Origin of the sequence: Paenibacillus wenxiniae, from assembly GCF_039822605.1 — a bacterium.
GTDB classification, from domain to species: Bacteria; Bacillota; Bacilli; order Paenibacillales; family Paenibacillaceae; genus Saccharibacillus; species Saccharibacillus wenxiniae.
Genome location: NZ_JBCGUH010000010.1, coordinates 119,461 through 144,432 on the forward strand (window position 1 = coordinate 119,461; position 24,972 = coordinate 144,432).

Annotated in this window: 20 protein-coding genes and 1 pseudogene; 9 read left to right on the forward strand and 12 right to left on the reverse strand. The window is 44.9% G+C overall.

The window, feature by feature from the left end:
• Positions 1-234: 234 nt before the first annotated feature.
• Positions 235-945, reverse strand: a complete 711-nt coding sequence (locus tag AAHF22_RS17345) for a YceI family protein (protein ID WP_347326287.1) — start codon at positions 943-945, stop codon at positions 235-237.
• Positions 946-1,347: 402 nt separating this feature from the next.
• On the opposite strand from AAHF22_RS17345, the gene AAHF22_RS17350 reads away from it, so the two are divergent.
• Both AAHF22_RS17350 and AAHF22_RS17355 read left to right on the forward strand, forming a co-directional pair.
• Positions 1,348-2,031, forward strand: a complete 684-nt coding sequence (locus tag AAHF22_RS17350) for a response regulator transcription factor (protein WP_347326288.1) — start codon at positions 1,348-1,350, stop codon at positions 2,029-2,031.
• Positions 2,016-3,416: an ATP-binding protein gene (locus AAHF22_RS17355; RefSeq protein ID WP_347326289.1), complete on the forward strand. Its 1,401-nt coding sequence runs from the start codon at positions 2,016-2,018 to the stop codon at positions 3,414-3,416. The genes AAHF22_RS17350 and AAHF22_RS17355 overlap by 16 nt, the downstream gene beginning before the upstream one ends.
• Positions 3,417-3,893: 477 nt before the next feature.
• On the opposite strand, the pseudogene AAHF22_RS17360 reads toward AAHF22_RS17355, so the two are convergent.
• From AAHF22_RS17360 to AAHF22_RS17370, 3 genes and pseudogenes are all read right to left on the reverse strand, one after another.
• Positions 3,894-4,013 (reverse strand): annotated as a pseudogene (locus AAHF22_RS17360) (excalibur calcium-binding domain-containing protein); the annotation flags it as partial.
• Between the two features lie 771 nt (positions 4,014-4,784).
• Positions 4,785-5,261 carry a hypothetical protein gene (locus AAHF22_RS17365; protein WP_347326290.1) on the reverse strand — a complete coding sequence of 159 codons (477 nt, stop codon included), beginning with the start codon at positions 5,259-5,261 and terminating at the stop codon, positions 4,785-4,787.
• 12 nt (positions 5,262-5,273) lie between these two features.
• A complete protein-coding gene (locus AAHF22_RS17370; protein ID WP_347326291.1) occupies positions 5,274-7,202 on the reverse strand; it encodes a primary-amine oxidase in 1,929 nt (642 codons plus the stop codon).
• Between the two features lie 269 nt (positions 7,203-7,471).
• On the opposite strand from AAHF22_RS17370, the gene AAHF22_RS17375 reads away from it, so the two are divergent.
• Positions 7,472-8,962, forward strand: coding sequence for an APC family permease (locus AAHF22_RS17375; protein WP_347326292.1), 1,491 nt, complete (start codon positions 7,472-7,474; stop codon positions 8,960-8,962).
• A gap of 460 nt (positions 8,963-9,422) precedes the next feature.
• Here the strand turns inward: AAHF22_RS17375 and AAHF22_RS17380 are convergent, their stop codons facing one another.
• The 3 genes from AAHF22_RS17380 to AAHF22_RS17390 all read right to left on the reverse strand — a co-directional run bounded on the left by AAHF22_RS17380 (position 9,423) and on the right by AAHF22_RS17390 (position 13,425).
• Positions 9,423-10,280: an AraC family transcriptional regulator gene (locus AAHF22_RS17380; protein WP_347326293.1), complete on the reverse strand. Its 858-nt coding sequence runs from the start codon at positions 10,278-10,280 to the stop codon at positions 9,423-9,425.
• 339 nt (positions 10,281-10,619) lie between these two features.
• Positions 10,620-11,552 carry a TIGR02452 family protein gene (locus AAHF22_RS17385; protein WP_347326294.1) on the reverse strand — a complete coding sequence of 311 codons (933 nt, stop codon included), beginning with the start codon at positions 11,550-11,552 and terminating at the stop codon, positions 10,620-10,622.
• A gap of 931 nt (positions 11,553-12,483) precedes the next feature.
• Positions 12,484-13,425 (reverse strand): NUDIX hydrolase, encoded by a 942-nt coding sequence (locus AAHF22_RS17390; protein ID WP_347326295.1) that lies wholly within the window; start codon positions 13,423-13,425, stop codon positions 12,484-12,486.
• Between the two features lie 504 nt (positions 13,426-13,929).
• Between AAHF22_RS17390 and AAHF22_RS17395 the strand changes: the two genes are divergently transcribed.
• Positions 13,930-14,301 carry a hypothetical protein gene (locus AAHF22_RS17395; protein WP_347326296.1) on the forward strand — a complete coding sequence of 124 codons (372 nt, stop codon included), beginning with the start codon at positions 13,930-13,932 and terminating at the stop codon, positions 14,299-14,301.
• Between the two features lie 318 nt (positions 14,302-14,619).
• On the opposite strand, the gene AAHF22_RS17400 is transcribed toward AAHF22_RS17395, so the two are convergent.
• Both AAHF22_RS17400 and AAHF22_RS17405 read right to left on the reverse strand, forming a co-directional pair.
• The gene (locus AAHF22_RS17400; RefSeq protein ID WP_347326297.1) at positions 14,620-14,946 is read right to left on the reverse strand and encodes an antibiotic biosynthesis monooxygenase family protein; all 327 of its coding nucleotides are present in this window, start codon (positions 14,944-14,946) and stop codon (positions 14,620-14,622) included.
• 532 nt (positions 14,947-15,478) lie between these two features.
• Positions 15,479-16,609 (reverse strand): helix-turn-helix transcriptional regulator, encoded by a 1,131-nt coding sequence (locus tag AAHF22_RS17405; protein ID WP_347326298.1) that lies wholly within the window; start codon positions 16,607-16,609, stop codon positions 15,479-15,481.
• Positions 16,610-16,978: 369 nt separating this feature from the next.
• Here AAHF22_RS17405 and modA point away from each other — a divergent pair, with 369 nt between their 5' ends.
• The 3 genes from modA (at position 16,979) to AAHF22_RS17420 (ending at position 19,647) form a co-directional block, all read left to right on the forward strand.
• Positions 16,979-17,860: a molybdate ABC transporter substrate-binding protein gene (gene modA / locus AAHF22_RS17410; RefSeq protein ID WP_347326299.1), complete on the forward strand. Its 882-nt coding sequence runs from the start codon at positions 16,979-16,981 to the stop codon at positions 17,858-17,860.
• Positions 17,857-18,534 (forward strand): molybdate ABC transporter permease subunit, encoded by a 678-nt coding sequence (modB, locus tag AAHF22_RS17415; protein WP_347326300.1) that lies wholly within the window; start codon positions 17,857-17,859, stop codon positions 18,532-18,534. The genes modA and modB overlap by 4 nt, the downstream gene beginning before the upstream one ends.
• Positions 18,535-18,771: 237 nt before the next feature.
• A complete protein-coding gene (locus AAHF22_RS17420) occupies positions 18,772-19,647 on the forward strand; it encodes a GNAT family N-acetyltransferase (RefSeq protein WP_347326301.1) in 876 nt (291 codons plus the stop codon).
• 353 nt (positions 19,648-20,000) lie between these two features.
• On the opposite strand, the gene AAHF22_RS17425 is transcribed toward AAHF22_RS17420, so the two are convergent.
• From AAHF22_RS17425 to AAHF22_RS17435, 3 genes are all read right to left on the reverse strand, one after another.
• The gene (locus tag AAHF22_RS17425) at positions 20,001-20,771 is read right to left on the reverse strand and encodes a hypothetical protein (RefSeq protein ID WP_347326302.1); all 771 of its coding nucleotides are present in this window, start codon (positions 20,769-20,771) and stop codon (positions 20,001-20,003) included.
• Positions 20,772-20,813: 42 nt separating this feature from the next.
• The gene (locus tag AAHF22_RS17430) at positions 20,814-21,266 is read right to left on the reverse strand and encodes a flavodoxin (protein WP_347326303.1); all 453 of its coding nucleotides are present in this window, start codon (positions 21,264-21,266) and stop codon (positions 20,814-20,816) included.
• Positions 21,267-21,786: 520 nt separating this feature from the next.
• Positions 21,787-22,197, reverse strand: a complete 411-nt coding sequence (locus AAHF22_RS17435; RefSeq protein ID WP_347326304.1) for a hypothetical protein — start codon at positions 22,195-22,197, stop codon at positions 21,787-21,789.
• A gap of 514 nt (positions 22,198-22,711) precedes the next feature.
• Between AAHF22_RS17435 and AAHF22_RS17440 the strand changes: the two genes are divergently transcribed.
• Both AAHF22_RS17440 and AAHF22_RS17445 read left to right on the forward strand, forming a co-directional pair.
• Complete coding sequence (locus AAHF22_RS17440) at positions 22,712-23,575, forward strand: class I SAM-dependent methyltransferase (RefSeq protein WP_347326305.1); 864 nt, start codon at positions 22,712-22,714, stop codon at positions 23,573-23,575.
• 6 nt (positions 23,576-23,581) lie between these two features.
• The gene (locus tag AAHF22_RS17445) at positions 23,582-24,706 is read left to right on the forward strand and encodes an RluA family pseudouridine synthase (protein ID WP_347326306.1); all 1,125 of its coding nucleotides are present in this window, start codon (positions 23,582-23,584) and stop codon (positions 24,704-24,706) included.
• Positions 24,707-24,972: the final 266 nt, after the last annotated feature.

Below are 24,972 nucleotides of genomic sequence, written 5' to 3' on the forward strand. Positions count from 1 at the left end.
ATTGTACGTTTTCAATACATTTTTATTCGTATAATTTGTAACGCGTATGTACCATCTTTCGGACATGGATATTGCATGTAAATAAAGCCAAATAACTAGAGCCAACAACTATAATGATTGTCGGCTCTAGCGATGATCGTATCCATTATTACTTTTCATACTGCATGTAAGATGGAGTAAGGTTTAACATTGTATTTGTATAGGAGCTTGGATCTTAAGCTTGGATCTTATAGGTTACGACTGTTTATCCAGCACCAGCTCCAGCTGTACATTAATATCATTTTGTGTGCTCAGGACGACGGAATGCGGGTTTTTCATGCCAAAGTCGGCAAATGTCACTTTGGTCGTACCGGAGAGCAGCAATTTACCGTCCTGATATACGCCTTTCATATCAAACGTTACGTCTTTTGCTTTACCTTTTACAGTCAATGTACCGGTCATTTTGAATTCGTTCGTTGCACCGGATACCCATTCTTTGGGAACATTTTCAAATGACGTTGCTTTGAAAGTCGCATTGGGGAACTGACTTACATCGAAAAAGTCGGCGCTTTTCACATGCTCGTCGCGCTGAGCTGTGCCGGAATCGATCGCACTCATATCGATCTGTCCTTCACTTGTCATTTGGGACGGATCATCCACGTTTACATTCCACTTGCCACTGACTTTGTTATCAACAAAGTTAACTGTCTCTTGCGATGTCGTCACAGAGAAATATACTTTGGACGGGTCGTTAATTGCCCAGTTGCCGTTTAGCTCATTTCCAGTTACACTTTGTGCTGATGTTTCCGTGCCTGTACTTTCCGCAGCTGCTGCCTGTGTCGGCACGACACTTTCAATCGCTACCTTGTTACCCAGATAGCTCTTCATAAACGTATACCCACCAACCCCTACAATCACAATCACCACTGCGGCTGCAATCAGCCCATTTCTCGTTTTTTTATTCATGATGTTCGCTCCTTTTCGCTCTCTTTTTGTGTGTTACTTTCAATCTTTTATAAGGGTAGTATAGAAGCTTAATATGTCGACAATGTGTCCATCTATTCTATTTAGCGAAAATATATAACGTAATACGCTACCCGTTGTCCTTCGTACTTTTTTACTAGTTGACTCTGGTATGGAGTTATTTATTTTATTAGACAGTGGTATGTTATTAGTTGCAACTCTATTTGTTACACATGTACAATAGATGTACTTAACGCTTTATTTTTATAACTTGCTTATGATTATCGCTAGTATCATTATAAATAACGTTACAGCTATAGATGGTATTTTGCTTATAGTTGAATTTGCTTATAAATAGAGAGCCACATGTATTGTTCATTATGCTCACAAGGAGTCACTGTTATTATGAAATTGATTTTAATCGTAGAGGATGAGCCGAGTATCGCTCGTGTATTATCCGCCTATTTAAAAAAAGCAGGGTTTGAAGTCGTTCATGCCGCAGATGGATGGACAGCATTGGAGTTATTTCGCGAACGCGAGCCTGCACTCGTCCTACTCGATGTGATGCTACCTGGACTAGATGGCTGGGAAGTATTGCAGCTTATCCGTCAGCACCATTCCTGCCCGGTCATTATGCTAACCGCACGCGATGGCATGACCGATCGGCTGCATGGTCTGGATAGTGGAGCCGATGATTATATGACCAAGCCATTTATGCCCGAAGAAGTTGTTGCTCGTGTTCATGCGGTCTTACGTCGTCGTCCCTTCTTACAGGATCGCAGCAGTAAACGACATTTTGGCAATCTCGTGATTGATGATGCAGCCAAATGTGTGTATTTAAACGGGGCTGAGGTTGGACTGAGTCCACGCGATCTGTCATTATTACTGTTTTTATCTGAGTATCCGAACCGTACTTTTACAAGGGATCATCTGATTGATCAAGTATGGGGAATGGATTATGAAGGTAGTGATCGTGCGGTCGATCTGTCGGTCAAACGACTGCGCCAATCGTTATCACACTGGTCTGCTGAAGCAGGCGAAATTCGTACTTTACGAGGAATGGGGTATCAATTTTGGATCAACGAGTGAAGTCGACGCGTACCGTATCGTTGCTATCATACTGGACAGTACGTTATTTTATTATTTTGTGTCTTGGCTTTGTCGTCATTGCCGTGGCAGCTATCTACTGGGCACGTGATACGACGATGGATAGTCGTATTCGCACGGCTGGACTGCTTGGACAGGAAGTGGCGGATCGGGTGACAACATCCGCCGGACAGATCGATGTTCCGCCTAATCTGGATGCGATTATTCAAAATCGATTGCGTTTTTTTAATATCGATGAAGGCACCTGTCTGATCATTACCGACCATACGGGCAAGCTGATGTTTTCACGCCCTGCCATTACCGAGAAGCAGATGTATAACAAGCTCAGCAACGATCTGTCCACCGCACGGGATACTAATTTTATGGCGATCAATACCCCGATCGATAATAGTAACAATAAGCAGATTGGACAGGTGAGCATTTTACAATCGAAAAAGTCACTCACATACAGTCCGAATGAGCTGATGTTTATCTTCGTCCTGCTCGCCGTGCTTATTCTGTCCGGCTGGCTCACGCTCTACTTGCTGTCACGCAAACTATCGCGTCCGCTGAGCGGTGTCGCCGAAGCCGCCCAGCAAATTTGTGCAGGCAATTACGATGTGAAGCTCAATATTAATACACCGGAAAAAGAAATTCAGGAATTGGTCTCGTCATTTGAAGAGATGGCACAGCGTCTCAAACATCTGGAAGAATGGCGTGCATTGTCGCTCGCCGGTGTGACACATGAACTGAAAACGCCAGTCACATCGATCAAAGGATTGATGATGGCGGTGCGGGATGAGGTGGTGTCCGGGGAGGAAGCACGCGAGTTTGTCGAGATTGCACTCAAAGAATCCGGACGTTTGGAACGTATGGTATCGGATCTGCTTGATTATAATGCGCTAACCGCTGGTAGTGTTGAGGTGAGACGTGATCGACTTGATCTGCAATTGTTAATTCGCGAGGTCGCTTATCAGTGGAAACTTACACATGAGATGCATGAGTTAAATATCGAGCTGAATTTGCCGCAGGAGCCGATGTATACGATGGGCGACTCGCTACGTATTCAGCAAATTATCGTAAACTTGCTAAATAACGGGTTACAAGCATCCGATCAATCCAAGCCGATTCACTTCTCGATTACGATGTATGCGGAAGACGATATGCTGCATGTAGAAGTGACAGATAACGGCTCCGGTGTGACAGCGGAAGATCAATCGCATATTTTCGAACGTTTTTATCGTGGGGAAAAGAAAAAGCGCAATGTGCGTGGTCTGGGACTTGGTCTGACCTACAGCCAGCTGCTTGCCCGCGCGCAGGGTGGCGATCTGCTGTTACGACGCAGCTCACCAGCAGGCAGTACATTTGCACTGCAATTGCCGCGCTAAATGTTTGGATACGGCGCCGCACCTCAATTACGCTTGCAGCATAGCCTGAATTTCTTTCATATTATAAGACTTCAAATTGAAGTGTTACAGCGAGTTCAAGCGTCACGTTGTATATGGTGCATACAGTACACCATACGGTTGATAGGCTGGAGGGATTAAATGTACAGGACTCATGATTAAATACATGAATGAACAGACGTATTACTACTACGATTTCATCATATCGCTCATGATCTCCTACACGATGACGATTATTCATATCCGCTTTATTTATATTCCAATTCATACTCCAATCAAAAAGCTCCAGCAGAAAGGAAATCATCCTCTCTACTGGAGCTTTTATCATAATATGAATTGTCTAGTATAAGTATCTGTTGTTACGAGCACCTAGGTATAACATACTCGGATATGGTGGAGCATGTATAAGTCTGCACCTATCACACATACATTTATTTCGTCCTAAACGTTAATCTGCACTTACTCGCAGGCAACTCCATCTTTATCACGATCCAGCTTCAAACGATAGCCTGGTTCGCCTTTATACAATGGAGCTTTGCCCGCTTTACGTACAGCGGTACAGTTTTTGTAGTATACGCCTTTTACGTTGGTGAATCCCTGTACCGGCTTGGATGGTTGCGCTTGAGCAGTAGAGGATACGGCAATGCCCGTTCCGGTTACAAGTGCTGCGGTAACGATGCCTGCGAACAACTTTTTCATGTGCTTCATGTGTGTTAGCCCCTTTGTTTTTAAATGATAGTGAAGCGATCGTGCATGTTTCTGTTTAGGTGAATCAGTTAGTTATTGGTACGTATGTATCTTATCATATAATTATGTTTTATTTTTCCTATTTTTAAAAATATTTTTAGGAATGATACGTCTGTTAAAACGTTAGTTGCGCGTATGTGCAAGGGAGAAGTGAAATGGTGTGTATCGGATGATCATAGCCAGGTTGCAGGAGTTTATTTTTCTATTATGAATTTTTCATGTATTGAAATTATTATTTTATTAAAGAATAGTTATTGGAGCTGCAAAAGTACATCTATCAAGAAAGCTCCATATCCCATCTTAGGCACCTGCCGTGATGAGATATGGAGCTTTATGAGATTGATTGGTTGTAGGGCTGGATATTTAAGGTGTATAGGCATTTGGTTAGCTCAGCGTTCCAGCATTCCAGTATGCCGGTGGCTCGGTGGTAGTTTGAGCGTTTGGTAGATCAGTAGCTCGATAGTTAATGATTTCGGGATTTCGGTATTGGGATTTTTCGATAGTTCAGCCGTCGCTCTCTCTAGCTGGGTCATTCGTTACTGACTGAATAGATTCGCCTGCGTGCTTCCACTGTTGCTTAATTTCTACTCCATACGATCCATTCTACCCTACCATCATCACCATACTGTAGATTGCCACACATAATGAAATTGTTGAAAAGCCAGCACAAACATAATGTATCTTCGTAATCGACTTACTGCGCAGCAACTTCCACCATTGATAACCTGCCTGCAATATACTTACAATCGAAATGATCCAGATCGCTCCCATTACAATTTCCATCCACGGTATGTCGCTCGTTATGGAGTCACCGTTCATCGAGTGCATAGAATGATGATCCATTCCACTCATCGTATTCATAGTCATCCCATTTATGCCGCCTGTCCCACTCATTGCTGTATCGTCATGACTCATTATGATCATGGACGAAGCTAACGCAGGTAATACTAGCATATGAACGACATGTAGCAATACGATTACTATAGCAGGCAATAAGGACGAGAATACCGGCAATATCGACCGAAGACGCTCATGGACAAAAGTCGTATGCGCTACAGAGCCAGTGCTTATTTTATCCATCTTGATTCCCCCTTACTGATGATGCTGACAGTGACCGTGTGCTTTCGGTGCAGAAGGTGGCACATCAAGTGCCGGGCTACGGTCGAAGAAACCGACCGGTTTGAGCGTAAAACTAATATATGCTGTTGGCATCACCGGCCAATCTTCCGGGCGTGTAATATGATGATGACCCATGTTATACCAGACAACTACATCGGTATTTTCGATATTACGATCGGCTTTGGCCCAGTGCTCCAGACCATCTCCACCCGGATGCTGATTCGGATAACGTCCAGAAGCATAACGTTCCTCCCGGTCAAACGGGGTTACATATAGATGATGCTTCAAAAAGCCAGCCCGCTTCATCAATGGAGAATCATCATGCGCATACGGATAGGCATTTTCCCCGGCAAATAGCTTATAGCCAACCGGATCACCAAGCGCATTTGTTGAATGAGGATTAATAAATTTCCAGTACCGTGCGGTGCGCAGATCCAGATCACGAATCGCTTCCGATTCCTTTTTAAACGTTGTCGTTACCGGATAAAAGCCATTGCCATACGGATTGTCCGGTCCTTTATCCATTGATACCGTATTGACCTCGCAAACCGAATTGTTAATACCATCAATCATCATATCCATACGAATATTGAAAAAATGCTGATGATGCGCCGCAAATAGCTGTGGTGCAATCAGATTACCATACGGATAACGCGTATCCGGTTGAATCGCCTCTGTATGCAAAATGCCAGTGAGCTTCACTTCAAATTGAATCGAGCCATCCTGATAAAAGTACCAGAAGAAGCCATATTCATAATTGCCGACTGTCGAAATGCTGGATAGCACCAACCGGCGTGACCGTCGTACTTCCACATGTCCTGTACGCCAATCCGTATGCTTCCACCCAATACCAAAATCCTCTTCATGCAAGCAAATCGCATTATTAATTTGCACGATATTGCCCAGACTATCGGCAAAATGAGCATCAAAATACCGAATCTCCCCCAGACAATCACAGCCCAGCTCCAGCGGATTGGCGAGCATCCCAATTCCATATTCGCCTGCATCAAAGGCATTGTTGCGATTCACCGGCTCGGTGGGATCCCCATAAGGCACGACCATTTCCGATAATGAAGCGCGGTACAGTATCGGACGTTCACGCTCCTGATCCCGGTAACTTACCGTGTGCAACACCAGACCTTCACGTGAATGAAAGCCAAAGCGTACCTTCCACTTTTGCCAGCTAATTTCATGGCCTTTAACTGTAAAGCTGGGGCCTTGCGGCTGAACGATATCGAGCGGACGTACATCGTTACGTAATGGACCGACCGCATCAGCTGTATAATTACCGTCCAGCGGTGGTAGAGGTACAATCTCACGATCGACAATCTTTAATACTTTCATTTGATTCAGATCAACCAGCGCGTACAGTCCAGAGATCGGACGCGCATACAGATTATCAAATTCAGATGTTCGATAGTAGCTGAGTGCGCGTACAATACGCCGCCCTTCCTCCTCCGCATGTCCAAAATGTCCTGCCGACCACGGATCGACCATAATGCGTTCCATATCGGTCAGTCCGCGGCGCTCCAATGCTTGGATCATATCCGGGTCGCGCTTGACCAGCTCCTGACAGAGCATCATTTCATCGACCATGATCGACGGCTGTACACCCGGTACATGCACCCAGGAGATCACTTTGCCTGTACTGATCGAGACAATCGCTTCATACGTTTGACCATCCCCGTTGTTAAGCAGGACACAAAACGCTTCACGCTCCAGCGGATCACCGGACTTATATTGAAGCACAATCTCCTTCGCAGGCTCATACAAATTAATGCTGGTAAATCGGTAATATTCGTCCAGCTCCATTTCACGCTTCAAAATGGCAATCGTCTGTTCCAGTTCTCCAGCAGTAAGCGGCTCCAGTGGGTGCGTAATCGCTTCAATATGAATAGACATCGTCCATGTCCCCTTTCGGATCAAGTGATATTTGTTAACTTTTCATGTTGTAATCATAGCGAAATGACGAATAATATGTATTGTAAAAATAGGATCATTCGTATTATTTAAATTTTTAGCCTATACGAGTTATATTAGTTAACATATAATCCGCTTTTTACAATGCAATTGGAATCAAACTGTACATAATAACGATAAGACAGGCAATTTATATACAATCTACTGCTAGCTCGCCTACGCATGTCTGTATAAATCAAGGGGGAATCGAAATGGACAACGCACAACCGAATATAACGCCAGTGAAGCAGCAACCATCTTCACTTATGCCAGATGCGCTTGGTGTACCTGGGCTTGTATTTTTTGTCATTTCAGCAGCGGCACCGCTAATGGCATTAATGGGCACACTCACCTTTTCTATGGGGCTTGGTAATGGGCTTGGCTCACCGGGAATTTATGTGCTTGCTTTAATTTTATGGGTGCTATTTGCAGTAGGCTATACCTCGATGAGTCGTTTTGTTCGTAATACGGGCGCTTTTTATGCATATGTCGCCAACGGATTAGGCAAAATTCCCGGTATTAGCGCAAGCCTGCTAGCGATTGCTTCGTATTCTGCTTTATTACTGGCATTGTATGGACTGGTCGGAAATGCGTTTAATTCCTTATTTGCTGACTTTGGCATTCATTTGCCGTGGTGGTTGTATTCCATCCTATGTTGTGCGATTGTAGGCATTCTTGGTTATCGCCGCGTGGATGTCGGCGCAAAGCTGCTTGGCGTATGTATGATTATGGAGGTGATTATTTTATTAATTATTGCAGGTGCGGCGCTACTGACCGGAACACCGGAAGGCTTTACAGCAGCCCCTTTTATGCCAGAGACGATCTTCAGCGGTTCACCAGGCATCGCGATTATGTATTGTATGGGCGCTTTTATCGGCTTTGAAGCGACCGTCATTTATGGAGAAGAAGCAAAAAATCCGAATCGTACCATTCCTGTCGCCACTTATACGGCTGTCGCGATTCTTGGTGTGCTGTATGCGTTCATTAGCTATAGTGTTATTGTAGGCTGGGGTGCGCAGGGCGTCATGAACAAAGTCAATGCGATTCTAACACAAGGGTTGGACCCGACGAGTTTATTCACCGATCTGGCTGCCAGTCATCTGGGCGTATGGTCGGTATGGGTGCTGCGCTCCCTGTTTGTGACAAGTGCTTTTGCCGGACTAATCGCCTACCATAATGTGATTGCTCGTTATTTATTTTCGATGGGGCGCTCCGGTGTGCTACCGTCCGCTTTAGCGAAATTGCATGCTACGTATCGTTCTCCGTATGTTGCCGGTCTATGGCTGAGTGTGTTATCGGTCATCTTCATCGGCTTAACGATCGCCGCAGGCTGGGACCCGTTCCTGCAAACATTCGCCTATCTGTCCGCGATGGCATGTCTTGGCTTGCTATGTCTGTATACAATTGTTGGTTTCTCGATCATTATGTTCTTCCTTCGCACCGGTGCCGATCGCAGATGGTGGCATAGTCGCATCGCCCCCTCGTTATCCGCACTTGGCTTACTGGGTGCGACCATCATTACGATCATGAACTTTCCTGCACTCGTAGGCACGAGTCAGTCCTCTGTACCGCTGCTCATGGAATTCACACTTGCCCTGGTAGCTGTAGTCGGTGTCGTCGTAGGCATGTGGCTTAAATGGTATCGTCCTTCAACTTACACAAGCGCTGGACAATCGATGGAGGAAGTAGAACGCCTTACCTGAACTGTCGATTGATTGTACTTATCAGCTTAGTTCAACTTATCGCTTCACTAAACCGTGCTTTCTAAACCGTTATTTTTGATTGTTACAGGACGATTCGACCGAGCGTGTATGTTGGCGATCGGCATAATTGGTAATCTACGCCTACCGTCTACCTATGTACGAGTTCTGGTATATGAACAGAAACGAACAGAGCCTGGATACTCGCTTTTGGCTAGCGAGTGTCCAGGCTCTCATTTAACTGTGTTCACTTTTATTTATGCTGTTCATTCATTATAGGACCTGCTCATATCCGAGTGTTGTCTATTACGATCGTATATTCAACTATACCCGTCAGTCATCTATACTCCATATATCGAGTATGGATTGGCTGTACTGCCATCGGCTAATCGCGCATAATATGTTCTCTATTCAATCATCGTTTGTTCATCAATCCGATCCCTCATGCCCGAGTATGATTTGTTCAAAACGATGCCCGTCCGTTATACGAAGTGGACAACACATGATCCGCCCCTCTTATATGTCGTAATCGGCTTAATTCGGTACGTAACTGCTGCGGAGAGAGGTGACTGAATTTCTTAAAATTGTTTACAAAATGGGAATGATCGTAATAGCCCTGTTCATGCACAATATCAAGCAAATCAAGCTCCTCTTTCATAATCATATGCAGTGCATGTTGAAAGCGAACAATTTGCGCGAATAACTTTGGCGAAAACCCAACCGTCTCCTCAAATTTCTTCCTTACATACCGAGCCGAATAACCGGTATACTGTGACAGATCATGAATCGCAATACAGCCGCGACGATTAGTAATTTGTTCCAGACAATAATGTACGAGCTGAGGTAACGGCTCGCCCAGCATCTGCGGCAACAGCAGTTGTTCAAATACATGCACTCGCTCTTCAAAATGAACAGCACTACTGATCTGCGCAATCGACTCGCTCGATGAGGGCAAGATGTCCTGTAGCTTGATTCGTTGTTCAATCCAATCTTTTAGCGGAATCGCCCCAATCCCATGACCCGGCAAAAATCGTACACCAAAATAACGCATATTGGTCTGAAATGTAAGCGTGCGCGGCATGAGCACACTACCACAAACTTCGGCTATTTGCCCCGAGCTATCGCATGAAAATAACACATCCACACATCCGTCCGGCACAACATGAATATGATTGGTCTGTGCACTGCTGTAAAATTCATAATAAAGCACTGGCTGATCAGGTTTTTGTGTCATTTTACCTTCCATATAAAACTTAGTTTCCAGTTGAAAGCCAAACTGGATCGGCATCATCTGCAATTCGGAAGATGACAATGTATACATTATTGACACGACCTCCTTTTTTCAACCATTTTATAATTTAAGGTTAGTTTTTAGATCGATTCAAGTTATGATATTTATCACATATATTACGTATATTATAATTAAAATATAAAGTGATTCAAGTTCCGTTTTTTACAATTTACTCTGTATGTATGCTGCTGCTAGTAGTTTGACATGAATTCCATATTTTAATATGCAATGAATAGGACAACACGGCTCGCACAATCATGGCCAATAAAAAAGTAGCGTCCTTCTTCATCTTAGAAGGACGCTACTTTTGGGATACATCTAAATGTACGATATACTATGTTACAGCTACTATGGCTTTACCGCTTCATCCTATACGGTAGCTAGCTGACGAAAAGGACGAATAACATCCCCTTGCTTGGAGCGATCCAGGACGGCAAACACGATTTTATCGAATAATAGTGCATACTGCTCCTGCTGCAAAATATCGTTAAACCAGGTCGCTACCTGCTCCGGTTCATTGCGGAATACGCCGCATCCAAATGCACCAAGCACAAGCGTCTTTTGTTCATGCGCTGCCGCAACCGATAGTACATAACGAATACGCTGCTTCATGACCGATTCGATCTCGTGTGCACGTTCAGGCTCGCGTTCGCGTACTACTCCAGCATTGACAGCAGGTGCAGTTAGCATTGATACAGCATACGGCTGATCGCGCAATGAACCGTTATCATTGCGGAACACCGTCACAGCAGGCGAGTAGATCATATAATCGGAATACATACAGCTTTTTTCACGGCGATTATGCTGGTACATCTCTTCCATCTGGACGATCGACGGATACAAGGCAGAGGAACGCGCCAGACTTTCCTCCTGTGCCTGACTTCCCCCGAGGAAGCCGCCACCTGGATTACGCGCCGAGGCAAAATTTAATGCCATCACATGATGCTGTTGCTCCTTCATCACGAGCCGCTCTGCCGCTTGCAGCGTCGTTTCTGCTGTACATTCGATAACTGCACTCTGTTTATTTGCATGGATAGCGTTTATATGCGCACGTATATATTGTTGAATCTGTTCTTCTGTTAGTTGCTGTATCGCTTTACATTCGTGCGGACGGTATAGTACAGCATCGCGCACCGTATGTTCCACCTGCTGTGCAATATCGACGTCTACGCCTGATAATGTACGATAATGTCCACGCTCCAAAATATCCAGTGTTTCCTGCGCCCAGCGCGAACGAACTTCACGCTGTCCTTGCTGTGCCGGTCGGTTCGAAGTTCGCTGGTTATTTAATGAATTGTTCATGATTGTGATGTTCCTTTCTTGTTGCTTATTTCCGCTGTTTATTTCCAACAGTAATGTTAAAAATTAAACTTTAATTATGGATTGCTGTATGTGTATATAATGAAAGAGGATGTATGGAATGGTTACCGCGACTTAAGCTTATTTGATAGAGACAGATATAGTTCTGCTCAGCCCAACGCTGTAGGGGATCGACTGAGCAGAAAAGTATACAATAGAGCTACTTCTACTTCTACTTCTACTTCTACTTCTACTTCTACTTCTACTTCTACTTCTACTTCTACTTCTACTTCTACTAAATGATGATAGCGACTTTGCTTATCGTTAAGCTATCGGTTTATGCTATTTTATTCATTTTTGTTATGATCCATCTTATTTTTTTCGCTATTTATAACGTATCTGTTGAAGCTGCTTCATTGTAGTTAGACTCAGACTTATTTGCTTATTCTGTTTGCTTAGCATATTTCTTTCATTCACTTTCTTGTCTTGCTTCATTTATAAGGCTTACACCATGCTTCACTTCTATACCGATTCCCTCATTACTCGCATTTCAATTGTATTTAGAGCAGTCATTGATTAACATTTAGTTCATAAAAGGCGCCCAGCTCTGGCATCAGTGTGACTTCAAGTTGCTTGCTCATTGATCAGCATTTCGTTCATGAAAGATCTTTATCTCATTTAAAAATGAGCTTGTTCAAATAAGGCTTGAACGAAAAATTTGCTTGGCTATTGTGAACGTCCTGGTTATATTTATTGATCTAACTTGCCTATCTAAAATCGGCTACTTTTCTATGCGAATGTTACGTTTTTTATTATTGGTTATCGCTATGATCACGCTATGGTTATTCATACTGTGTCGTACTAGTTATAGCAGCTATTAACTGCTATGATCCCGAGATGATATGATATAGGATGGATTTAGCTTGAACTGCTTTTATACTTCCCATTCTGGACGATAACGATAAAGCTGCGAAGGTCGGTGCCCTGCATCTTTGGTGTACTCATTGGTCGCGATCACTCGCGGTGCCATTTTGCGGCGGAACGCTGGTGCCAGTAGCTCTTTTCCAAGTACAATCTCATACACTTGCTGTAACGCCGACAGGGTAAATAGCGGTGGCATCAAATTAAAAGCAATATCGGTATACTCGATTTTGCTACGCAAACGTTCCAGCCCATACGCAATCATCTGCACATGATCAAAGGCAATGCCATCGCTGCTCAACACCTGCCATTGCTCCCCGTTTAGTGTGCCGCGATACGTACGTGTCACTCTAACCGTTCCGCTGAGCCGAATATCCTGATGAACTAGCTCCACCTGCATATCCCGTTCTAACCTGCATCCACCTTCAATATGAACCTTTTTCTCCTGTAGTACCCGATAGCCCAACTTGAACCAGCGTGCATCCTGTGCATCATCGCCAGCTTGAATCTGCTGACGGGTTGAATCTGCAAGTGCCATATAGGCCGTGCTGATCACTCGTGTCCGCGGGTCACGATCTACAGCTCCCCATGTATACAACTGCTCCATATAAATGCCATCCAGCCCAGTTTCACTGTGCAACTCACGTGCCGCTGCTTCATCTAAACTTTCATTCATAGCTACGAATCCACCTGGCAACGCCCACCAGCCCAGATACGGATGCTCTCCGCGCTGTACCATCATCAGATGAAGCGACTTTTCAGGCAGCTTGCGATAATTATCCTGCTGTTCATCCAAAATAGTAAAAATCAGCATATCGGCTGTGACCGACGGCCGTTCAAATTCACTAACATCATACTGCTCCAAATACTGCTGTTCATTCCAGCCACGATGATCCAACCGCTGTGCCGCTTCTTTAAATGAAGAAGAGGACGAATCATGATCCTTTTCACCCATACACAAACCTCCATTCCATATGTCATTCAGCCATTTTATCTCATCATTGTATAACCGTATTTTATGCAAATAAGCTATAATCGAATAATTATCATCTACATAATCCGTATATCGAATCATCCATAGATCGGAGCAAGCATAATTTTATATATTATCATTTTGTTAATAACACATAGTTATTATATACACCATAACGACATTCGTCAATCTACGATCTTTCGCTCCTCTATTATCATCCGACTAAGAGGCCTACTAACTTCCCCGTCATCATCTGTACCAGCTTATTCCAATCGTCCAAGCCAGATGGTTCTGGACGACGAACTATGGTAAGCTTAACCGGAGTCACGGTACAAAGCGTGAATATTGTGATTAACGGGTAATACAAAGCTGTGCTTTTGCCGATATAAAGCATATAGTGAGCTTTACGTGCTCTGACATGTAAAGGCTACCGGAAACGAACTGCTCGGTGTTCAACAGTAAGAGCAGTAAAGGAGTGAACATCACATGAAAGTGAATCCGATTGAAGCTGTACGTAAAATCACAGCGGATCTCGCCTATTATACAAGACAAATTTTCGAAAAGCGTGCAGAGCAGCAAGAGAAATATGCACAACAAAAGCGCGCTGCATCCCATACACAAACCGAAGTTCAATTTGAACAAATGCTGGAGAAGGTTCCTTCTCATCATACGGTTAGTAAACCTGCTGCTTTATCTACGATTCCGTATGAGGATCTGGCAGATTTCAAAGTGCTGCATAACCAGTATGAGCATACGCCACTGACGCATCAACGAATCGCCCATGCGCAAAAAGCATACGAGTTATCGATGAATGAACAAAGCCCGGTAACGATCGAGCCATTCGATTCGCGTGCCTGATCGTATTGCGATAGATCATACGACTGACTGGATACAGATCAAACAGCAAAAGCCATTCCTTCTAACAGCTATAGCACAACGATATCGATATGGATTCGATCGGATATCATCTACTGCTAAGCAAGTCTAGGAATGGCTTTTTTGTATACAATAATCAGGCATCGGTAACGCTATAAAATAGGATTTTTTAAAATAAAGGAAACTTTAATAGGATACGATCACCTATTTCTCATATGACAGATGATCGCTTGTACTCCATGATCGGTTATACTTCATGCTCTATAAATAACTATAAAATCTATCTTCTACGCTGGTTGTTTACTGCGCAGCAGCCGATTTGATCGCTTTCACATCATAACGAGCATGGGACACATTTAAAATATATTCCGGCTTGGGCTGACCTGCATTTTGGCGATGCCCTTGAATATGTGCATCACTCTTCTCCCAATTTTTCCACGCTTCTTCTGATTCCCAGCGGAACATAATCACCACTTCTTCTTCGCCGCGTCGAACCTGCTTCACCATCACTTGAATATCGATAAAACCAGGCTGTTGTTCCACCAGGGAACCCGGCTTGCTAAAACGCTCTACGACTTGATCCGAATGACCTTCACTTACAGTCATGGTACGTAAAATAACGAACATACTTATCCCCTCCTTCATGCCGATATGTTGCCGGCGGATATTATCCATTATAAATGATAATAATTATCATTGTCAAAACAAGCAAAAAGCGATCCCTATGCTCCTATATGAAAATCCGGCACCGTACAGGATGAATCGCATCATCCATAAGGTGCCGGATCGCTATGGTTGATCGTTGCTCTAGTAGGATGTGTACACAAACGATTTGTGCTAGAGCAAACATCACTTCAGCAAGGAATAAGGAGACGGATTGCCGTCTTGCATCAGAATCTACGCAGTCGGAGTGAAATGTAGCTTCCCGTGCCCCAGTCGTCCGTTTTCCTTATTTCCTTCCGCCATGAAGGGCTGTTTATATCTATACGAGTTTGCGTACACGCCCTGATTGATTATGTTGTACATTCATTTATTGTATATATTTCTTATTGGGTAATCGTAAAATTTAGATCATTATATATTTAAGATCTATTCAAGCTCACTATCTATTCTCTAGCTTAGCACGCATACATCTCATTTCTGCGATACAAACCTATTTTTAAAATTCCGTCTCATATATAATCTCTCCGGTTCGGGACAGATCATAACCGCCAATCGCCTGCAATTCACGCTTGAACTCCTCTGATTGTAGCGTCTGCTTGAGTAATGCAATCCATTCTGCATGCTCGGGATGATTCAAAATGACCAGATCGTAACGCTCGACAGCAAGCGGGATAAATTCAATTCCTACCATAGCCGCTGCCTTCTCACTACCGATACCCACATCTGCATCACCAGCAGCGATACGCGCTGCTACAGCAATAGGCGAGGTTTCTTCCCGATCATAACCACGCAACGTAGACGGACGAATACCGTTGAGCCGCAACTGCTCATCCAGCAGTACACGAGCACCTGCTCCACGCTCTCGATTAGCCAGACGGATTCCGGTCTGACCGAGCTGCTTCCAATCGTTAATCCGTTTCGGATTGCCACGCTGTACGTACAATCCAACTCGTCTGGACACCAGATTGATAACGGTAAATGAACGCGAGACGAGCAGTTTGCGCACATACGGCAGATTGTATTCTCCCGTCTCACCATCATACAGATGGGTACTCACAATATCCGAATGCCCCATATACATCGATACAAGACTATCCATACTTCCGGCAAAAGAACGCAATGCTCGGAAACGGCCATCTTTTTCCATATAACGCGCCAGCAAATCCAAACTTGTATCCTGACCTGTAATGACAAGTGGACGCAGACCAGAAGGCGGCATTAACGGTTCTTCCGTTACCGGATGCATTGTACCTACATTACGTAAAATCTCTTCCGGTCTTGCATAAGCTGCATGCACAAATGCCGGTGAAGCCGCAGTCGTCTCCGGTGAGGATGACGGTGCTGGATATAAACGATTGGCCGCATCCGGTGCCATCCCCGTATCCGGCGGATGTGCAAGCGTATCGTTTTGCAGTTCTCGCAGCTGAAGCTGCCCGGCTTGCTCGCGTAGCATACCGTCTTTGGCACGTTGTTTATACGTTTCCAGATCATCGTGATCGATCCGCATCTGCTTGCCTACACGATAGGCAGGCAAGTCTCCTTTTTTAATCAGATCATATACGGTCAGCTTGGATACTTTTAATAGCCGTGCGATTTCTTCGGTCGTATACGATATTGGTTCGCTCATAAATGACCCCTTTCTTTTATAAATTCACGTTATTTGGCGATGATGCGTAGGTGGATTTAATTTTGTTCATATCTGCTTGGATGGTATGAATACGATATCGATATTACTTGGATAGTATGAATAGGATATAGGTATCATGTGTTGTAGCAGTGTCATGATGCAAGCCATACTAAACTTCAGCGATGATCATAACTGACTCCATGTCTATTTATCTTACCTGTCTCCCAATCTTAATTCAATTCGCGTAACTAAATATTTCGTCCTTTATATTATAACTAGATATAATTAGTATTATCCTGTATGATTTAGTACAGAGTTTTACAATTTAATGCTACATAACGATCTACTTTATTATCTAGGAGGCTTCTTATGAATCATTCTTCTCCTTCCTCCCATACGCGAGGAATTGGATCGCGCTTTGCCCGTCCATTGCTGCCTATCGTTATGCTGTTGATGCTGGCTGTGCTACTAGGTGCTTGCTCATCTGCGACACCGGGTTCATCAGGCAATTCTAGCTCGTCAGGTAATCCGAGTGGCAACAATCAGCCGGTCGAGCTGACCATCTCTGCCGCTGCTAGTTTGACGGACAGCTTAAAAGAAATTCAGGCGCTTTATGCCAAGAAATTCCCCAATGTAACTTTAACGTTTAACTTTGGCGCTTCGGGTACACTGCAAAAGCAAATCGAACAGGGCGCGCCTGCTGATCTATTTTTATCCGCAGGCAGCAAGCAAATGAAAGCACTTGTCGATGAAAAGCTGATCGCAGCAGATCGTACAGTCAATTTGCTAACAAACGAACTTGTGCTTATCGTGCCGAAAGACAGTACAACTGCACCAACTTCCATCACTGACCTAAAGGGCGATAACATCAAACGCCTGGCGATTGGCACACCAGAGTCTGTTCCTGCTGGGATGTATGCCAAGCAAGCGCTGGAAAAATCCGGCGAATGGGATACGCTACAGCCCAAGCTCGTGCAAACGAAAGATGTGAAACAAGTGCTGTCTTATGTAGAAACAGGCAATGCTGATGCAGGCTTTGTATATAAAACAGATGCGCTGGAATCGCAAGGTGTAAAAATCGCCTTCACAGCTAGTGAAGATAGCCATGATCCGATCGTTTATCCAATCGGTGTGTTATCATCTACTACTCATCGTGAAGATGCTGCCCTGTTCTATGCCTATTTGCAAACGCAGGAAGCACTGGATGTGTTCGCCAAGTACGGCTTTAACAAGGCAGCTACTGGATCATGAGCACTGTCTGGTCATGGGAAGCTGTCGGTTTTCCCGTTACCCTTTCGCTTCAAATTGCATGTTTATCTAGCGTGATCGTATTTATGCTGGCTACGCTTGCAGCGCTATGGATGAATCGTGTTCATTTTCCCGGTCAAATTGTGGTGGAGACGTTGTTTATGTTACCGCTGGTGCTGCCCCCTTCTGTTGTCGGTCTAATTTTACTAACGATTCTCGGTAGACGGAGCTGGATTGGACAGTTTGCGGAATGGCTGACGCATCAACCGATCGTATTTAGCGTTACCGGTGCAGTGATCGCAGCCGTTGTCGTTGCTTTTCCACTCGTATATCAGGCGCTTAAAACCGGTTTTGCGCTTGTGAATCGTGAAGTGCTGGAATCGGCTCGCTCGCAAGGTGCTAATGAGCTACAGTTGTTGTGGTTTATGGTATTTCCACTCGCCTGGCGCTCGCTTGTGACTGGTTTTGTGCTTGGTTTTGCACGTGCGCTCGGTGAATTTGGTGCGACATTAATGGTCGCCGGTAATATTCCAGGCAAAACGCAAACACTACCAACAGCAATCTATTTTGCCGTTGATGCAGGCAATATGCAGCTGGCCTGGAGTATGACGATCATTACTGTGCTGATCTCATTTGTGCTGTTGCTCGCAACAAGTAAAATCCGTGGTTCCGATTAGGAACTGCGGATTTTTTAGTATGCAGTGGACGCTGGTATGATTTTGAAAATGCCATGAACGATGATAAGATAGAGAGACACCACGGTACACCTCTATATTGTGTGCAATCATGAACAGGCTGGCTAAACGGCAAACTAAACAGCATGCTTGTTCGGTCAAATTGTACTCATCTACGGATCATCTAATTTAGACATGCCACACTCCCCATCCTTTTATTTTAGAAAAGAGGTTATACGAATGTTAAAACTAAGCCAGTTGTCCGATATACTGGAACTACAACATAAATGTGAACAGCATGATGGAATTACACTCAAGCTGAATTGGGATATATTAAGACATCGTTCGCCAGGCATACAGGAGGATTTTTTCGGTTACGAAGATGGTAAGCTAGTATCCTTTTTGGCATTGTACGGATTCGGCAGAAATATAGAAGTGTGCGGTATGACAGATCCGCAGTATCGACAACAGGGTCGCTTTTCGCAGCTATGGGAGCAAGCCGTACAAAGTCCGGCGATCAAACGGATGAATCGCATTTTATTTAATACGCCACACCGCTCGGTGACTGGCCAGCAATGGGTGCACAATCGTCATGCCAAACTCGACAGCACGGAATATTCGATGAAGCTGGAGCATGGAGAGCATTCTTTGCTAGGACAGTCCGCAGGTACAGAGATTGCCCAGTTACGACAATTTCAGGAAGAGGATACCGATCTATGGGCACGACTGGATGCGGACGCATTTGGTATTCCGGAATTTTCTACGATTGCTGCACTGGCAAATCCGTCTCGTTCGCTTACAAAAGTGATGCTTGTCATTGAGCATGGTGGACTGGCAGTAGGTAAGATTGAGATTGATCGGCAGGATGAACATAGTTGGATCTACGGTTTTGTCGTTGATCCCGTACTGCGCGGACATGGGATTGGACGTAGCGCCCTGCGCCAGGTGGCACTACAGGAGCATGCAAGAGGCAGTCATGTATGGCTCGATGTTTCGGCTACGAATCCAAGAGCACTGCATCTGTATGAATCATGTGGCTTTGTGCAGCAGGATATACAGGATTATTATGAATATGAGCTACCACAGACTTCAAATGACCTGAGTAACATGAAGTAAATGAATGGAATACGCATGAATAAGGACATTGAACGACACTAAATGGGAACGTGGTTCTGGTTATGGATCGTTGGCGGAGTAGGCCATGTCAACGATCTACGCCATATCTACATAGCATGCCTGCATGCACCCATCCAAACGAAAAAAGCGTTTATCCTGTCGGTGGAGGTCCGGTCCACCGTAGGATAAACGCTTTTTTGCAGAACTGCTGAACGTTCCGTACATGACTGGGACAGACGGTTCAACAGTCCTGATCTCCTGCAAAGGAGAAGGCCGTATGTTCATGTGGTTCATCTATGTGAAAAGGCACTAGCATCAAAATGATGGGGGATTTTGATACCGTCCTCTTTCACCTAACTAAGGCTCCAACTTGGAGCAAAGGCTACTGCCGTACCAGCGTTCGCTCTGCAACAAGCACAGAGACGATTTCCGCCTGGAACGGCATGCCGCAGCAAATCCAGGTAATCGATCGATGCGGTCACATGCTCTGACTGAGGCGTATGACGCTGCACCGTTCCATCGGATATGTAAAACATATCGATTCGCTTCGGCACACAACCAAAGGCTGTCTGGCAAAATACATTACTGAGATGAATAAACGCTTTTTCCAAATGGGGCTCGCGCTCCCAGAAAAACTTCTGGACAATCAGGCTCTTGTGTCCGGATGTCTCATCACCCGGTTGCGCTGTTGTCCAGGGCAATTGCCACATCAGTTGGAAAATAAGCGACAGTTCGGTACGTAACTCAGGCACAACGACCCGTTGCTGTTCATATAACATGACCGGATATGCGGCTGGCTGATTCTCTCTTAGCAATCCAGCCAGATTCGCAATGACCGCATCCTTCATGCTCCAATAGTGAGCTTCACTTTCAAAGCCGATCGAACGACGCGGCCAGCGCAGATCGACCAGCTTGCCGATATTGCTCACTTCGCGCAGCTCCGGTGACAGCGTGTAATAAGCATTGATCGCATGACCGGCTGCATATAATGCACGCTGTTTCCACGTAAGCGACTTTACCGCTTTTGCTTTGGAAGGCGGTTGACTATACGTTTGGCGTAGCCAATCCTCCAACTTATAATCATGGAGCACGGGTGACTCCTGCGCTGTTATCGATGTACTCACTGCTTCATTCACCTGCTTCCAGACTTTACCGTGCTGCTATCGTTATACGACGCTAATGACAGCGCCAGCGAAATGTTTACCAAAGTTACGGCATACATCCTTATCTTCTGTTGAAGGATTAAGCTCGATTTTGAGACTTTCCTGCACCAGTTCGGCACCGCGCTCTTTCAGCTTATCCGCCAGCAAATCCACTGCGGCGGCAAATTGATCATAAGCAGTATCGCCGCTTCCAAATACAGCCGCCTTTTTCCCTGACAGATCCAGCTCGTCCATATCCTCGTAGAAATCAAGGAATTCGTCCGGTAACTCACCGTCTCCCCACGTATAAGCTCCCAAAATGAATGCGTCGTACTCTTGCAAAATATTTGCATCCACATCCATCGATTGCTTCACATCCACCTCTGCGCCAGCAGATTGAATGCCTTCTACGATCAGGTCAGCCATCTCTTCGGTATTCCCGGTCAGGCTGGCGAACACTACTAAAAATTTCGGCATAGCGATCCTCCTATGTACTTTCTTTCTCTCGTCGGTTTCTCTGTGAACATCATAATTGATAATGATTATCATTGTCAACATTTTATTTGAATTTTTATTTTATCTTTTTAAGACAGGTAGTGATATGGTTAATAAAATAGTGATGGCATATCGCTTCATCCCGCGTCGTTAGCGGAATATGCGCTTTACATTAATAGCTTTGCAGAGCCACGCGTGAGTATAAAAAAAGGACGGAATCGGTTGCACTATGCAGTCCGTTTCTGTCCTTTTTCAATTTATACTATCATTTGTCTGCCCTATTCTCAATAACAGCATCTTATAATATCATTACATAATCGTTAGCATCGGACTTAAATTATACATCAGGCATTAGGCGACGTTGTCATGATCATTTAGTTAGTAAAAATTTTATTGTAGATTCCTGTGCGAGGTCGGAGTGTGTCCCCTCATTCGTTCTCAAAGTGGTATTTACCCCAGTAAAACAGTTAGCGTATACGTCGTAATAGACTCTACATTCATATCAAAATGAGCGCCCTGCTACCTGCATATCATGGGGCGCCAGCTTCCAAAACTCATACGCATACTGTCCATGTTCTGTTACTGTAAGACGTAACACTCCACGTCGCTGCATATCTTGCAACAATCGACCTGCCTGATAAACCGTCATTGGGGTCATGATCGACACATCTGTCGGTGTGAACCGATTATGCGTATGTTCAGCGACTCGTAACAACTGATGCTCAAACCAGCGTCTTTGTTTTTGCTTTTCGCCATGCCATAGTACATAACCGATGGCTGGCGGTATCAGGAACCAGCATAGATTGGCTAAAATTTTGATGGTGTCCGGTACAAATTGGCGTATGACAGCGAGCAGGATAATCGCACCCACAATATACAATATCGTAGTTAATGCCGACCTTTCTCTAGGCATGCTTGATCGCCTCCCGAATTCCGATAGTATTCACTTCACGGCTTGCTAAATTCAATTCATAGTTTAATAAAATGTATATAAACGGTACATAAACGCTATCATTCTCATACTTTACAGATGATTAACGTTCTCATAACTATTCTGATTCGTTACCATTGTGAGCTTCTGGCATCTTCGTTTACATAATCATTTGTATAAATGTGTAATCTAAGTATAGCGTTGTGCTCGTTCATTTTCCAGTCATGGCGGTACAGATGGTAGATTCTGCCCAAATCAGAGCGAAATATAAGGAATATAGTGAACTATAGACAACAGAGCGGAATAACGGAGGAATTACATGACGATTTGAACGGTTCGTATGGCGCCGAACATGCGGTTGTTGTACAATGGAATGCGGTGAACCATAACGGAGCATAGATAGCCTCGGGCTGCACATATCCCTGATTTTACGTATATGTCGTTGAATGATCCAAACGGTAAATCGGTGAAAATTAAATATAAGGATGGGTAAACAATGCATATTGCAGATCAATGGAAAGATTATGAATTAATCGACACAGGCGACGGTGAACGTCTGGAACGCTGGGGTGACATTTTGCTGCGTCGTCCAGACCCTCAAATTATCTGGCCGAAAACAGGTAATGATCCACGCTGGAATGAAGTACACGGGCATTATCATCGTAGCTCTTCCGGTGGCGGCGAATGGGAATGGAAACGTAAAATTCCAGAACGCTGGGAACTGGGCTTCAAACAGCTTAAATTTCATATCAAACCGACCAATTTCAAGCATACCGGTCTGTTCCCTGAGCAAGCCGCTAACTGGGCATGGATGATGAACAAAATCGAACAGGCGAATCGCCCGATTACGGTATTGAATCTGTTTGCCTATACAGGTGGTGCTACGGTAGCCGCTTCCGCAGCAGGCGCATCGGTGGTGCATGTGGACGCTGCTAAAGGTATGGTGCAATGGGCAAAAGAAAATCATCAACTGTCCGGTATCGGGGATCGTCCAGTTCGCTTTATTACAGACGATGTATTCAAATTTGTACAGCGTGAGCAACGTCGTGGCAATAAATACGACGCGATCATTATGGACCCCCCATCCTACGGACGTGGTCCAGGCGGTGAAATGTGGAAATTGGAACAAAGTCTGTATCCGTTTCTTGAATCATGTATGTCGATCATGTCTGATCAGCCACTATTTATGCTGATCAATTCCTACACGACTGGACTGGCACCAACCGTGCTGTCTAACATTTTAAATATGACGCTCAAACAACGCTTTGGCGGTACGATCTCTTCCGGCGAGATTGGTCTGCCCATTACGAACTCCGGCATGGTACTGCCATGCGGTATTCTGGGACGCTGGGAAAGCTAAGGAAGAATGAATTCCCGTTCTTCCCGCTCCGGACGGGATGCTGGCAAGAGCAAGCGTCAGAGTAGCAATAGCAAATCCAGCTCTCGCAGCAGTCACCCTAACAGTTCCACCACTCGCTCTCGCAGCAAGCCACAGGCAAGCGATGCGACTGCGAGCAATACAAGTAAATCAGCCAGACCCTCGCGCCGAAATGGGCAACCGCACGCCGGAACTCGTGCTGGTTCCACTAACGGAAACGGTAATCGTAAAGGCCAATCTACTACACATCGGCAAGCGACCACAGACACGGATCAGACTTCACGGCACACACATGGCGCTTCAGCGCATGTTCGCCCTCATCACGAACAGACCGCACAACGAGCAGGCGAGCACAAGTCCAGCCCGTTCATTACTCCGGCTAACCTGCCTCCTGTACATGTGCTGTATGAAGATAATCATGTGATTGGCGTTGTAAAGCCGGTTAACATTCCTTCGCAGGCAGACGATACCGGTGATATGGATATGCTAACTCTGATCAAACATGATCTGAAACAGCGTCACCAAAAGGAAGGCAATGTGTTTCTCGGTCTTATTCATCGGCTGGATCGTCCGGTCGGCGGTGCAATGCTATTTGCCAAAACGTCTAAAGGTGCTTCACGGCTGTCCGATTCGGTGCGTAAAGGTAAGCTAGGTAAACGATATGTTGCCGTGCTGCGCGGCATTCCGTCCCGTTCACAGGCTACGCTCAGGGATACATTGTTAAAAGATTCGCGCACGAACACATCGACAGTTGTAGCTGCTGGGACAGCAAGTGGCAAAGAGGCTGTACTCGATTATGAAGTGCTGGCTACCGATGTACAATCGAAGCTAGCACTTGTGCTCATCAAGCTGCATACCGGACGCTCACATCAGATTCGGGTGCAGATGGCGCATGCTGGACATCCACTATTTGGCGATCAACGTTATGGTGGCGGACTGAATCGCCCTGGCGAGCAGCTTGCGCTGTGGTCGGTACTCGCCTCTGCTCCGCATCCGGTGAAAGAGGAGATGGTATCGATTATATCGTTGCCACCGCGTGTAAAGCCGTGGACACAGTGGTCGGAAACGCTGTATGACCAACTTGTACACAAATGGAATGAGGAGCAAGAGTAACACCATATAGTACTCAGCTTATCATAATGGGATGCAAAAACAGCCTTCATCATCGATGCTATCGAATACATCTGATACGGTTCAGAGCATATTCGTAGCTTCTTGATGAAGGCCGTTTTTTATTTTTTGGCTTTGATCGTACATCGCTTTGTTCAATTAACGCATAACTATACACCTTGACTAGACCGATTGTATCCTGTTATTTCGGCATATTAGATTTCGTTATAAAAAAGTATAGTGACAGTGATCAAATATTGTGTGTTTCA